We start from the raw sequence: 13600 nt of genomic DNA on the forward strand, positions 1-13600 counted from the left end.
GATTATGCTAGAGACTTCATATGCTGACAGTCGTTTAAGCGTGGTACTTTATACCATATTAGTGTGATAACTTTAAGTGCCAACAAGCATTAGATATATGGCGATTGGTTATAACCATTATAACCAATCGCGTATTATCCTTTAGCTTCATGGCTAACCAAGCTGCTCTGCAATCCAAGCAGGCAGCGCATTGATAACCGCACTGGTATTGGCAGCTTTTGGCGCACCGCCTTGAGCATAGTCAGGCTTTCCGCCACCTTTACCACCTAGCTCGCCTGCCAAATGACGAATGATGTCGCCCGCTTTGACGCGATCTGTCACAGATTTATCGACGCTTGCAGCCAGTGCCAACTGCCCATCTTTATCACCAATCAACACAATAACACTGTATGGCAGTTTAGATTTAACATCATCCATCAGCGTACGGATTGATTTACCATCAACGCCGCTTAAGGTGCTGATAAGTACTGGCGTACCGGCGATGGTCTGAACGTCATCGAGCAAGTTTGCGGCTTGGGCACTGGCGATTTTTTGCTCTAAACGCTCTAGCTGTTTTTCCAAATCGCGCTGCTTATCTGCCATGGTACGCACACGCTGCGCCACTTCAGGACGTTTTACTTTTAGTTGACTGGCAAGCTCACTCAGTTGCTGCTCACTTTGCTGAATGTTTTTAATGGCATTCATACCTGTGACGGCTTCAATACGACGGATACCCGCCGCAATACCTGACTCGCTGGTGATTTTTAACACCCCAATATCACCAGTACGCTGTACGTGTAGACCGCCGCATAGCTCAATAGAGAAAGGCTTACGTTGACCATCGACAATGGTATCGGTACCCATGGTTAGGACACGAACGTCATTACCGTATTTTTCACCGAACAATGCCATGGCACCTTGTTTCATGGCCTCATCGATAGACATGTGCTCGATACGGGTAGGAGTGTTTGCTTGGATTTGCTCATTAACCAGACGTTCAATACGGCTAATTTCAGCGGCACTAACGGGTTTGTCATACGAGAAGTCAAAACGTAAGACGTCGCTTGATACTAGCGAGCCTTTTTGCGACACTTCCGCGCCTAATACTTCTCTTAATGCAGCATGCAATAGATGCGTGGCCGAGTGGTTTTTGGCACTAGCCGCACGAATGCTTGATAAGACTTGTGCATCAGCCGTTTGCTGGGCGTTAATTTCGCCCATAGTTACCACGCCATAATGGATAATGGCTTGCCCTGATTTTTTGGTATCTTGCACTTCAAAGACGCCGGTCGCGGTGCGAATTTCACCCAGCTCACCAACTTGACCACCGCCTTCAGCATAAAACGGCGTACGATCAAGGACAACGACGCCTTCCATGCCTTCGCTTAAGCTATCGGCTGGATTGCCGTCTTGATAAAGCGCATGAATGGTCACGCCGTCTTCTTCGAGCTGCTCATAACCGATAAAGGTGGTTGGGTTTTCTACTTGAATAACGCTACTGTAATCGACATCGAATTTGCCAGCATCACGCGCACGTTCACGCTGTGCTTGCATATGTTCATCAAACTCAGCTTCATCAATCACAATGCCGCGCTCACGGGTGATGTCAGCGGTCAAATCAAGTGGGAAGCCGTAAGTATCATACAGTTTAAATGCCGCTTCTCCAGAAAGAGTATCACCATCTTGCAAGCCTTCAAGCTCGCTGGCAAGTAAACGTAAACCTTGCGCTAAGGTTTTGGCAAACTGGGCTTCTTCTTTTTGAATGGCGTTTTCGATGATGCTTTGTTTGTCTTTTAGCTCTGGATAAGCGGTGCCCATCTCAGCGACCAAGGGCGCGACCATTTTATAAAAGAAATCACTGTCAGCGCCAAGCTTGTTGCCATGACGAACGGCACGACGAATGACGCGGCGTAGTACATAACCACGGCCTTCATTACTTGGGGTAACGCCATCAGCAATTAGAAATGCTACGGCACGGATATGGTCGGCGATGACTTTTAATGACGACTGTTGCTGATTTTCAATGCCTAAAATATCTGCAGCAGCATCCATTAGATGGACGAATAAATCTATCTCATAGTTGCCGTGCACGCCCTGCATAATGGCACTGATACGCTCAAGCCCCATGCCGGTATCAACACTTGGTGCTGGTAGCGGTAACATGGTGCCATCTTTTTGACGGTTAAACTGCATAAAGACGCAGTTCCAAATCTCGATATAACGGTCACCGTCTTCTTCTGGCGTACCCGGCAGACCACCTTCGATATGAGCGCCGTGATCATAAAACACTTCGGTACAAGGACCACAAGGACCGGTATCGCCCATCGTCCAAAAGTTGTCTGATGCGTAAGGCGCGCCTTTATTATCACCGATACGGATAATGCGCTCACTAGGAATGCCGATGTCTTTATGCCAAATATCAAAGGCTTCATCATCGGTTGCATAAATGGTCACATACAAGCGCTCTTTATCGATTGCTAGCCATTCATCTGAGGTTAGAAATTCCCAAATATAAGCAATACCAGCTTGCTTAAAATAATCACCAAAAGAGAAGTTACCAAGCATCTCAAAGAACGTATGATGGCGCGCTGTGTAGCCGACATTGTCCAAATCATTATGTTTACCGCCAGCACGTACGCATTTTTGCGAAGTCACCGCACGGGTATAATCACGCGGCTCCATGCCCAAAAAGGTCTCTTTAAACTGATTCATACCGGCATTGGTAAATAGCAATGTCGGGTCATTATAGGGAATCAAGCTCGACGAGGCGACGGGGGTGTGCTGCTTGCTTATGAAAAAATCGATAAAAGCTTGACGAATATCGGCTGAGCGAAATGGCTGGCTCACAGCGGCTCCTTACTGACGGATGGTATTGAGTAGAATAAGTAAAATAATTTTGCAAGCGATTTTAGCACAAACGTACCAAGGGTGTTGAAGATTCATAAGCAAACGCACGGTAAATACGGCTTAACTTCTTTTATGAAGCAGGCGCTTGCATTGAGTGCCTGCTACTTTTTAAACGATATGTTTTAAATAAATATTTTAGAGTTTATAGAAAGATTGTTGCGTCATAGTGAGTGCATTAAACAACTAGGGTTAGCTAAATAAATTAATTGGTTAAAATAGTCACATCGGTTTTATCGAGTCTGTCTTGAATCAATGGGTGCGACTCAATCACCTGTACAGGCATATAACGCAGCTGCAAGCGAATGGGTAAATAGCCGGGAAAATTATCCGCTATATCTTGGCTTATAATCGCTTCAATTTGACGGACGTCGTATGAGCTCGGTGTTGTTTCGCCGCGAATCACCGCGCGCACGACTTGATTGGTGTCGCTTTTATCAAACTGAGTATTGGTCAGCACATTGCCTTTATCGCTAAAGTAACTATTGATCGTCTCTTTGACGCTACTTTCAAATACTTGTTGTTTAGCACTAGTTTGTAAATTGATAGACAAGTACGTTCCCAAACCGCCTAATAACAATAAAGTCACCGCATTACGGCGTAAAAAGGTCAAATAGGTTTTGGATTTATAATCGTCATCGACCAAGCGGCGGAACCCCAGTAACCACAGCACAAGAGCGTTGGTAAATTGAATGGCGATAATATTTGTCAATGCTAATAGTAAGGCGCCAAGTCCCATCTGTATCTCACCATTGGCAAATAAAATCCCACTAGCGGCAAGCGGCGGTACTAGAGCAGTTGCCACTGCGACGCCAACCACTGCCACCGACAGATGCGGTGAAACCATCGCATAAGCACCTGCCGTACCACCAGCAAGGGCAATCATCAAATCCATCGAAGTCGGCTGCGTGCGAGATAAGATCTCTGCAGTTAAGGGCTGGTCTTTATGTAACCAGCCAACGATAAACCCCACCAATACTACCAAAGAGATGCCAAGAAGCACGGTAACCAGTGACTTACGTAGTAGGGGCATACGATGGTCAATAATTGCAAGGGCAATGCCCGTAATAGGGCCTAACATCATTGCTACCAGCATCGCGCCAATAACCACCGCAACTGAGTTGGTCACCAGTCCATAGCTTGCGATTATAGCCGAGAGTATGTTCATGATGAAATACATTTTACTCGGTAGCGCACTTGCCTCAATCCTAACGCGCACTTCCGGATAGTCTACTTTTTTATTACTAAACTGTTCGGCAACAAATTGCTTATAAGATTCAAGCTTCGCTTCTTTTTTTTCTTTTACCCCTTCGCCTTCTTCGTTGTCTTCTTCATCGCTTTCTTTACTATCTTTTTCGTCGCTTGCTTCGTTATTGTCACTCGCTTTATCTTCATTTTTTTCGTTTAAGGTTTCCGGGCTTTCTTTAACTGCATTATTAAAGTTTTTTGTGTTGTTTGATGACTGTTGACTAGAGTCGATTTTATTGGCTTCTACGCTCACTTCGGTAGCAGACTGGTCCTGAAAGAAATCTTTCTCGGTGCTAAAGGTTTCGGACTCTTCACTTTCGTTTAAGGATTCATTCATAGGTTTAGAGTCCGCTTCAGGTGTTTCTAATGAGGCAACCGCCACATCAGGAGCCACGGTTTCCATTTTTATCTTTGCTTGAAGCGTTTGCGCACATTCCAACCCTTTAGTGTCCTCATTTTTGGCATTGGTTTTTTCATCAATATCAGTATGGTCAGAGACTATATCTTGCGCTTCTAGATGATCAGCCAAATCATCAACGATATTGACGACTTTAGGGTCAATATCGTTTTGGGTTTTATTGACAGGTAAGCAATCATTAGAGAGATCATTATGAGTCATAGAGGAAAGCTTACCTAATGAGTAAAGAAAGATAGAAGGTTAAAAGTTAACAAATGGAATTTGCCGAATATAACAAACTAAAAAATACGAGGAACTAACTATTGTAATGATAAATAAGTGGTGGTGTATGAGTTTTTTGCCACTAAGTAATGGAGGTAGCGAGGGAGTTAAGCAGGTAAAAAATAGGAAATATAATCATGTTTTCAGTATTAAAAAGCTTTGGCACAAATCAATGATTATAATATGGCTTTGAATACGAATCACTTGCTATAAATGGGCTGCGAGCCTATAAGAAAACACTTACTTTTTGTATGGATTTAGTGTATAAAGTAGTTATACCCACACAATAAATGAGGAATACATCATGAACTGGCCCCTATTTTCTGTTATCTACTCAATAGCTGCAACCGTGACTATCGGTGTATTCATGATCGGCGCCTTGATCACAGGATTTAACCAAATTCCGCACATTCAGATAGCGGTAGCAGCAGGCTTTTTAGTATCCATTCCTGCCGCATTATTCTTTACTAAAAAAGTCGGTAGTATTACTGGTAATGAGGAAGGTTATAAAGCGTAAATTTTAAGATAAAGAGTTATCGATAATAATAAGAGCAAACGATACTTAGCTTAAGGATTCATCTAAAATAAAAAACAGCCTCATTCTAGAGGCTGTTTTTTTATCGACTTGTAATATAAGTTGAAAGCGAGTTTTTGTTTAAGCAAAAAAAAGACCTTGATTATACATCAAGGTCTTTTTTATTTACGAATACTAACTATTTTAGCTCAACGGTTGCACCATTTTCGATATTGGCATAAACCTCTAATACATCCCAGTTGGTCAAACGCACACAGCCTGCTGAAGCTTGGCGGCTGATACCCTCAGGCTTTGGTGAGCCATGAATACCATACGATGGTTTAGACAAGCCCATCCATACGACACCGACAGGGCTGTTTGGGCCTGGTGGTAGCATATGAACTTTTTTATCTGCACCTTCACCAACCGTCGCTTTGTACCACGGCATTTTTACCTTGTTAATGATCTTAAACGTGCCTTGCGGTGATGGCGTAGCGTCACTCCCAATGGTAGTTGGGTACGTGGCGACCAGCTTATCGCCATTATAAGCATATAAAGTCTTATCGGCTTTATTGGCAACGACACGGTTGATACGCTGCTTAAGCGGTTCGCGGGTATTCAAAACCGTGATGGTTTCTCCCACTTTATATTGCTTGTTCTTATTCAACTTATCTAAATAACGCACATCCATATGGAAGCGCTCACCAAACATCTCTTTGATGTCTTGATAATATAAGCCTTTCATTTTTGATTTGGCTTCTGAGCCTGCAGGTGTGCTGGCAAAGTTGGTATTTACATCGTCTTCAGTGATGGTATAAGTCACTAACACTGGCTTATTGGCTGGGATGTTTTTGTTTAAAGCGTCCCACGTTTTCTGGTCCATTTTGCCAGTCGCTGGCAGGCCTTTCATGGTTTGGAAGTTAATGAGTGCTTTTTTACTGTTCATACCCCAACCGCCATCAATCGCGCCAGGAGAAGCATGGTTCCAATCTAACAATGCCTGCATTTTGATGGTCATTGCCGAGTTGACTTTCATATTCGGCGTCCATGTAGCACCGTTTACTTGCTTGGCATAATTAGATAAGTTCAGGGTGGTATGCTTTTTGCCGTTAACATCTTCGATGCTCTTAATAGCAGAGTCGTTTGCACTATCCGATGTTGATGCGCTAGGGGCCGCAACAGCTTGACCTTCACTGATATCATCGGTGCTGTCGGACTGCACGTCTTTACGAGCCAGTTCTTCTACGGTCATATTATCAGCGCTGACGGCTGCTGAATTATCTTCAGCTTCTTGCTTTGCGTCAATCAGTTGAGTCATACGGTCAGATTGATTGGTATTTGACTGAACAGGAGCACGAGTATCGGCTGAGCTGCTACGGCTTTCTTGCACATCAAGGCTAACTTTTTTGACCAGAGTTGGTAGTGAATCAGCTTTGCGTACTGGTAAAGTGCGCGTATTGTCAGCAGGTGCAGCAACAGCGCTGATACTGGCACTAACGATAGCAATTGATATAGCGGTAATAAGAGGCTTCATTTTCATCATATTGGGATACTTATGGTTATAACTAATGCGGCTATTATGCGCATAATTTGGATGCTTCGCAAACTTTTGACACATATTTTTTCGTTTAGTGCTTGCTAAACGTCAGCTGTTGACGTATTCACTACAGTTGGGAAATAATTTAGTCATGCTAAATATAAGGTTGCAGTCAGTTTTTACCAAAGCTAAGGGTTATCTACTTTATATTCAAGTTATATCATGATGCTAAATTTGATTTTCTGAACTTTTCTAAATCACTAAATCTAACGATAGTTATAGGTATGTGAGTTTTTTTGCCATAAAAAAGACAGTCATTGGCGCAGCATGATGTTTGCGTCTATAATGTGTGACACGTTTTTTATTTAATAAATCAGCTGCTAATTGACAGTGATTTAATCCATACGCATGTAGTTAGTAAGCATGTAATCAGTAAGGTGTGATATGTCAGAAGACCAAACCATGAGCGCAGAAGAGTTTCAAAATCAGTACTTTGATGAGTCGCAAGGCTTAGATAATGAGCTGGAATACGATTTAGAGACAGGGCTGCTCGGTGAGCACGATGAGTTCGCTAACCTGCATGCAGAGCTTGAAGAGGCGCGTGAGCAGTTGGTCAGCATCCGTGATTTTATTCGCTTTGCTGTCACCCAGCTCCGTAATTATGATGTGGTGGTCGCCCAAGGAACGACGGATGAGTTCGCTGAAGCCTCTGCTATTGTATTACATTCTTTATCTTTAGATTGGGCTGCCAATGAGCAGATTTTGGATTGTCGCCTGACCACATCAGAGAAGCAGCAGGTACTGAGCTTATTAGAAGAGCGTATCGCTGAGCGTAAGCCGTTAAGTTATTTGATCAATTTATCGTATTTCTGTGACTTGCCTTTTTATGTCGATGAGCGTGTATTGATTCCGCGCTCACCAATCGCTGAGTTAATTCGTCAGCAGTTCCATCCGTACTTTGAAGTTACTGAGTTGGCAAAGCCGATTGGAATGAGTGTCAATAATCAAGCACCGGCTTTTTATGATCATGGCTTAGAGATTAAGCAGTTGTCACAGCCTGAGCGTATTTTAGACTTGTGTACGGGTTCCGGCTGTATTGCTATCGCATTGGTTACACGTTTTGTCGATGCACTGGTTGATGCCGTAGATATTGATAAAGCAGCGCTTGAAGTCGCAATGGTCAACGTCGATCATCATGACCTAGGTCATCAAGTCAATGTGATTGAATCTGACTTATTTGCTAAGATTCCTGCTGAACATCAATATGAGCTGATTGTTACCAATCCTCCGTATGTCGATGCAGCTATCATGGCAGATTTGCCACCGGAGTTTTTATATGAGCCGGAACATGCGCTCGCAGCCGGTCAAGACGGACTGGACTTAGTACATCGCATCTTGTTTGAAGCGCCAGATTATCTAAGCCCTGAAGGATTGCTGGTCTGTGAAGTGGGCGATAGTGAGTGGGCACTAAAGCAGGCTTATCCTGAAATTCAGTTTGATTGGTTAAAATTTGCCCACGGGGGTCATGGTATTTTTGCCATTACTTATGATGAGCTCATGACCCATCGCCAGTTATTTGCGGCTTACGTTCAATTATTGGATGGTAATCAATAATCGGCTAGCTATCTATTAGCGCTGAGCGATTATTAAGACAATCAAAAGTAGACGTTACATGTTTAAGGATAGATATGGCAGGCAATAGTATTGGGCAGGTTTTTACGGTAACGACGTGCGGTGAGTCGCATGGTGCAGGTCTCATGGCCATCGTTGACGGGGTACCACCGGGTTTAGCATTATGTGAAGCAGATTTGCAGGTGGATTTGGATCGCCGTAAACCTGGGACGTCTAAGTACTCGACCCAGCGCCGTGAGTCTGATGAAGTTGAGATTATCTCTGGCGTCTTTCAGGGTAAAACGACCGGCACCTCCATTGGTCTGCTGATTCGTAATACCAATCAAAAATCAAAAGACTATAGTGAGATAAAAGAGACGTTTCGCCCCGGTCATGCCGACTATACTTATAGTATGAAATATGGCTTTCGCGATTATCGCGGTGGCGGTCGTTCATCAGCCCGTGAAACGGCCATGCGAGTAGCGGCAGGTGCTATTGCTAAAAAATACTTGTACGAACGCTTAGGAGTACAAGTACGTGGGCATGTCACTCAAATTGGTTCGGAATACAGTCAAGTGCTAGAACATAATCAAATCGACTGGGATTTTGTTAATAGTAATCCATTCTTTTGTGCTGATAAAGAAGCGGTAAGTCGCTTTGAAGTCTTGATAGATAGCTTACGCCGTGAAGGAACGAGCTGTGGTGCGCGTTTAGAAATTATTGCCAGTGGTGTACCTGTCGGACTGGGTGAGCCGGTATTTGACCGCTTAGATGCGGATATTGCCCATGCCATGATGAGTATCAATGCGGTAAAAGGCGTTGAAGTTGGTGACGGCATGGCAGTGGCTGGACAGTTTGGTCATAGTTCTCGTGATGAGATGACACCCGATGGTTTTACCGCCAATCATGCAGGCGGCATTTTAGGTGGTATCTCATCAGGACAAGACATCCGCGTGAGTATCGCACTTAAACCAACTTCTAGTATTACTACGGCTGGCAAGAGTATCAACACCCAAGGTGAGTCGGTTGATATGCTGACCAAAGGTCGTCATGACCCTTGTGTGGGTGTGCGTGCCACGCCTATAGCTGAAGCCATGCTAGCGATTGTTTTACTGGACCATTATCTGCGTCATCGTGGTCAAAATGCGGATGTTGAGCAACCAGTAATATCGATTACTTAGCGGTTTATCAAAAGATTGCTGATCAGCCCTGTATCTTTTCTAAGTATGTTTTATGGAAGAAGATATAGGGCTTTTTTATACCTTTTAAAGGATATACTCTTTAGCCAAAGCTTTAAAAATAGGCTCAACCCTTTCTATGTAGAATGTCATATTAAAACGCCATGTTGAAAAAGAAATATAAGGTAGCATTAAGGGGTCAGCACGGATGAAGCAACCGTTCTCTTAAGTAGCTATTTTAGATTAATGTGAAATGTTTAAATTAAAGTTAAATGACCGCTAGATAAAAAAGTCATCAGAAATTATGAACGTTAACGATTTAATAAATGTACTTTGACACGTATAGACTTTATATGAAGGATATTAAAAGATATGAGTAATTATTTAGACACTGTGATTGTTGAGCACAATCCCTCACAAAAAAAGATAGATAGAGCTGTCATCTGGCTGCATGGCTTGGGAGCGAGTGGTCATGATTTTGAGCCAGTGGTACCGCAGCTAGGCTTGGCTGATGATATGTCGGTACGCTTTATCTTTCCGCATGCGCCCAATCGCCCAGTGACGGTAAATGGTGGCATGGTCATGCCAGCATGGTACGATATTTTAGAGATGAGCCTAGAGCGTAAAGTCGATATCGCTCAGATTGAAGAGTCTTCTCAGCAAATCTATGACTTGATTGCTCGGGAAATTGAGCGTGGTGTCGCCCCTGAACATATCGTGATTGCTGGATTTTCGCAGGGCGGGGCAGTGGCATATCATGTGGCACTTAGTTATCCACAGCGCTTAGCAGGGCTGATGGCGCTATCCACGTATCTAGCGACCAATGACAACATCGACTATAGCGATGCTAATAAAGACATGCCGATACTGATTGAACATGGTACTCATGATCCCGTTGTCCCTGTCGTGTTAGGTGATCAGGCACAGGAGCTCTTATCATCGAAAGGCTACAGTATCGCTTATCATACGTATCCGATGGCGCACCAAGTTTGTATGCCTCAGATTCAAAATATTGGCAAATGGATGAATAAAGTTTTGGCTTAGCTCACTAAGCTGTAACTTAATGTAATACGGCCTGCTTATAGGTTGAAAACCAATGGGTAAGTGCTATATAATAGTCAGTCTTATTGGGGATGTTCTGGCTTCGACGCTGGTGATGAAACTCAATGATGCATGTCGAGAGTATATGTCCTCTCGTTAATCAAACATATATTGTTATAGTCGCAAACGACGAAAATTACGCTCTAGCAGCTTAAACCCTGTTTACTTGGTTGCTGATCACCTACAGTTGGTCAACTAAGTTGAAGCGTCCGCATGTAGGATCGCCACAAGCGATTGTCTCAATCGCTTGGGTTCAAAAGTAGAGAATCGTCCAATCCATCCTGACTGTCGGATCGGTGCGGATTAAAACCAAAGACAGAAACTAAACATGTAGATTCATGAGCGTAATGCTGGCGGACGCGGGTTCAACTCCCGCCATCTCCACCAAACAACGATAAAGGGCTGACCGTCATAGACTGTTAGCCCTTTATTTTGGGCGTTTTTCAGGTATTGATTAATATATAAGGGTATGACGAACCATATAGGATGTTGATGTTATTGAGCAGTACCAATATGGACAATACCAACAAAAGATATACAACCATATTAACGCCATGCCATTGTTCTTTTAAATCATGAATTACCTCAGTTGTACTAACAGAGGCGATAACATCGGATTCAGCCATTCTATCGCTATCATGAATCATGTCATTAGGCTTACTCCTAACTGTTATCACTTGCACTAATGCAGCTGCGCTCATATTAGTGCGAATATGATTAGACACTTTCTAGCCGACAATAGCGCGTGCTTATCAATTAATGATAAAAGTAGTATCAACTCAGGAGCAATTGGTAGGATTCTACAGATTGTCTCGACCCCATATTCTAACTGATGATTATCTATAAAGTGGATCATCAATTTGGTGGGTGGCCCATCTCCGTTTGGGCAATAAAAGCGGCGGACCGACGTATACTCTTACTTCAGCTTTCTATTCTCGCGTTCAAGCGCTGTGATACGTTCTTTGTTGCTTTGTGCTTGCATATACGAAGGAATATTAATAGTTTGCTCAAGATGATTCTTGTGCCATGAACGCAGCTTTTCAGGTGCGTACAACCAATGTTGACGCTATGGCTCTAATGGCTGACGATGTAGAGAGATATCGTTTGCAGCTTCTATTCAAACTAGGATGGCATATTCCTTAATCTCAGGGGCATGATTTTGTCTTTTTATTGTTGTGTTCTCTCAGAATGTTAAGCCTCCGACAATACCAGGGAGGTTCAGCTATCAGAATATTAGAGGTTTCTCTTAATTAGAATGATGTCTTCTATTTACTTCGGTTGAATATATACAATACGTGAACATTAGCAGACATAAAAACACACTATTAAGGTATAAGATTGTAATCTGTAATTAACTGTTAGAAGTAAAGGTCGAAACATGAATACCAAACTATCAGGGAATGATTTAACTCTTGCCATGTTAGAGCGTGGTGATGAGCAAGTGTGGTGCGCTGTAAGTCATAAAAGTGCTGAGCATGCTATGGAGACTATTATCAATGTCAGTAGTGATTTTATAATGCATATCGTAGCATTTGAGGATGGCCACTTTCTTTGTAAGGAGGGTGGTAGATGGAAATACGCCATACCAATTAAAAAGGCTGAGCTTACTCAAGAAGAAGTTGGGTTATAGAAAAGCTGTGATGAAGTTTATTGATACTTTACTAATAAACATTAGTTTTTTATGGTAGCACGAATAATCAATAATCAGACTATAATTAATATTCACTATTGCGAATAAATAGATATACTATATATTAAGCACGTCTACTGCACCGTTGTGATTGAAAAAGATAAAATCATAAATACGAAAGTCTCAGGGATGGTCAAGGTATGTGTATTATATATCCCCTTGTTTAGCTTGATAATCGTAAAACATGATTAGGAGCTATAGTGATGGATGAAGCAATTACAGGAAGTGAGCTAGCTCGTGCAATGTTGGAAGACGGTCATCAAGAGATATGGTGTGTAGTAGATGATAGTTGTGATCGGGAAGCGATGGCGAATTTAACAAATAATGATTTTACGGCCCGTATTGTGTCGTTTGATAACGGTATGTTTTACTGTACAGGTGGTATGGCTTGGTCGTGTGCGGTTCCAATTAAGATAATACCAATAACACAGGCCGAGGCAGGATTCTGATTCCAATAAATTAAGTTAATGCTCAGAACTATTCTTTTTATAAAAGCATGTGCCCTGTGTCGCATCACAAAGGATAGGACTAGTATCGTCTTATTTTTAATTTAATAAAATGATATAACCCCAGTACTTTAGATATATGTTTTAGTTTACGCTATCTACACCAAATATTTAAAAACCGATCACTTGATGTGGTCGGTTTTTTTTCTGAATTTTCAAGGAGCAAGATTTATGGTGCTTCAGTTTTTTTAGGGAGAATATAAGGCGGAGTAAAAGAATCGACACAATAAGAAAAAGACTTCCAATTGCTTGGAAGTCTTTCAATGTAATGGTACCCGGAGCCGGACTTGAACCGGCACGCTATTACTAGCGAGGGATTTTAAATCCCTTGTGTCTACCAATTTCACCACCCGGGCAAAACTTGTATTATCTGTTAAGTAAACTTTCTACTTGTTAGATAGTGCTCGCTATTATAAGCATTTATGTTAATAAAGCAAGCTAAAATTAACGTAATACTAATAAATTTTAAGCTAAATAATTGGAGGCTGAGGTCGGAATCGAACCGGCGTTAACGGAGTTGCAGTCCGCTGCATGACCACTCTGCCACCCAGCCAATCAAGGATGCCTATATTAGCAAAAATAATTTAAATTACAAGTCATTTTTTAGTTAAAAGACGTTTATTTATTAAGTTCTCATAATTTGACCGCGAACC

The 13600-nt window shown here is 42.5% G+C and carries 9 protein-coding genes, 2 tRNA genes, 1 other RNA gene and 1 other annotated feature; of the genes, 7 read left to right on the forward strand and 5 right to left on the reverse strand.

What is annotated here, in order from left to right:
- Nucleotides 1-153: 153 nt before the first annotated feature.
- Together alaS and FQ084_RS06275 are read right to left on the reverse strand one after the other, a co-directional pair.
- Nucleotides 154-2826 (reverse strand): alanine--tRNA ligase, encoded by a 2673-nt coding sequence (gene alaS, locus FQ084_RS06270; protein ID WP_149489787.1) that lies wholly within the window; start codon nt 2824-2826, stop codon nt 154-156.
- A gap of 262 nt (nt 2827-3088) precedes the next feature.
- Complete coding sequence (locus tag FQ084_RS06275) at nt 3089-4750, reverse strand: DUF389 domain-containing protein (RefSeq protein WP_149489788.1); 1662 nt, start codon at nt 4748-4750, stop codon at nt 3089-3091.
- Between the two features lie 364 nt (nt 4751-5114).
- Between FQ084_RS06275 and FQ084_RS06280 the strand changes: the two genes are divergently transcribed.
- Nucleotides 5115-5327, forward strand: coding sequence for a hypothetical protein (locus FQ084_RS06280; protein WP_149489789.1), 213 nt, complete (start codon nt 5115-5117; stop codon nt 5325-5327).
- Between the two features lie 196 nt (nt 5328-5523).
- On the opposite strand, the gene FQ084_RS06285 is transcribed toward FQ084_RS06280, so the two are convergent.
- Entirely contained in the window at nt 5524-6942 is a 1419-nt protein-coding gene (locus FQ084_RS06285; RefSeq protein WP_149489790.1) for a L,D-transpeptidase family protein, read from the reverse strand.
- Between the two features lie 363 nt (nt 6943-7305).
- Between FQ084_RS06285 and prmB the strand changes: the two genes are divergently transcribed.
- The 6 genes from prmB to FQ084_RS06315 all read left to right on the forward strand — a co-directional run bounded on the left by prmB (nt 7306) and on the right by FQ084_RS06315 (nt 12890).
- A complete protein-coding gene (gene prmB, locus FQ084_RS06290; RefSeq protein ID WP_149489791.1) occupies nt 7306-8475 on the forward strand; it encodes a 50S ribosomal protein L3 N(5)-glutamine methyltransferase in 1170 nt (389 codons plus the stop codon).
- Between the two features lie 74 nt (nt 8476-8549).
- Nucleotides 8550-9653, forward strand: coding sequence for a chorismate synthase (aroC, locus tag FQ084_RS06295; protein ID WP_149489792.1), 1104 nt, complete (start codon nt 8550-8552; stop codon nt 9651-9653).
- A gap of 369 nt (nt 9654-10022) precedes the next feature.
- Nucleotides 10023-10694 carry an alpha/beta hydrolase gene (locus FQ084_RS06300; RefSeq protein ID WP_149489793.1) on the forward strand — a complete coding sequence of 224 codons (672 nt, stop codon included), beginning with the start codon at nt 10023-10025 and terminating at the stop codon, nt 10692-10694.
- An 85-nt stretch (nt 10695-10779) separates the two neighbouring features.
- Nucleotides 10780-11138, forward strand: a transfer-messenger RNA (tmRNA) gene (gene ssrA / locus FQ084_RS06305).
- A 394-nt stretch (nt 11139-11532) separates the two neighbouring features.
- Nucleotides 11533-11649 (reverse strand) — a sequence feature (AL1L pseudoknot).
- 480 nt (nt 11650-12129) lie between these two features.
- Entirely contained in the window at nt 12130-12381 is a 252-nt protein-coding gene (locus tag FQ084_RS06310; protein WP_149489794.1) for a hypothetical protein, read from the forward strand.
- 263 nt (nt 12382-12644) lie between these two features.
- The gene (locus tag FQ084_RS06315; RefSeq protein ID WP_149489795.1) at nt 12645-12890 is read left to right on the forward strand and encodes a hypothetical protein; all 246 of its coding nucleotides are present in this window, start codon (nt 12645-12647) and stop codon (nt 12888-12890) included.
- Nucleotides 12891-13216: 326 nt separating this feature from the next.
- Here FQ084_RS06315 and FQ084_RS06320 read toward each other — a convergent pair.
- Together FQ084_RS06320 and FQ084_RS06325 are read right to left on the reverse strand one after the other, a co-directional pair.
- Nucleotides 13217-13303, reverse strand: a tRNA-Leu gene (locus FQ084_RS06320).
- A 123-nt stretch (nt 13304-13426) separates the two neighbouring features.
- Nucleotides 13427-13500: transfer RNA gene (locus FQ084_RS06325), tRNA-Cys, on the reverse strand.
- Between the last annotated feature and the right edge of the window lie 100 nt (nt 13501-13600).

Source organism: Psychrobacter sp. ANT_WB68 (assembly GCF_008369115.1).
GTDB lineage: Bacteria > Pseudomonadota > Gammaproteobacteria > Pseudomonadales > Moraxellaceae > Psychrobacter.

Excerpts from the sequence above, each read along its gene's own strand:
- FQ084_RS06275 (WP_149489788.1), bottom strand. The coding sequence starts at position 4,750 with ATGACTCATAATGATCTCTCTAATGATTGCTTACCTGTCAATAAAACC.
- FQ084_RS06280 (WP_149489789.1), top strand. The coding sequence starts at position 5,115 with ATGAACTGGCCCCTATTTTCTGTTATCTACTCAATAGCTGCAACCGTG.
- FQ084_RS06285 (WP_149489790.1), bottom strand. The coding sequence starts at position 6,942 with ATGTGTCAAAAGTTTGCGAAGCATCCAAATTATGCGCATAATAGCCGC.
- prmB (WP_149489791.1), top strand. The coding sequence starts at position 7,306 with ATGTCAGAAGACCAAACCATGAGCGCAGAAGAGTTTCAAAATCAGTAC.
- aroC (WP_149489792.1), top strand. The coding sequence starts at position 8,550 with ATGGCAGGCAATAGTATTGGGCAGGTTTTTACGGTAACGACGTGCGGT.
- FQ084_RS06300 (WP_149489793.1), top strand. The coding sequence starts at position 10,023 with ATGAGTAATTATTTAGACACTGTGATTGTTGAGCACAATCCCTCACAA.
- FQ084_RS06310 (WP_149489794.1), top strand. The coding sequence starts at position 12,130 with ATGAATACCAAACTATCAGGGAATGATTTAACTCTTGCCATGTTAGAG.
- FQ084_RS06315 (WP_149489795.1), top strand. The coding sequence starts at position 12,645 with ATGGATGAAGCAATTACAGGAAGTGAGCTAGCTCGTGCAATGTTGGAA.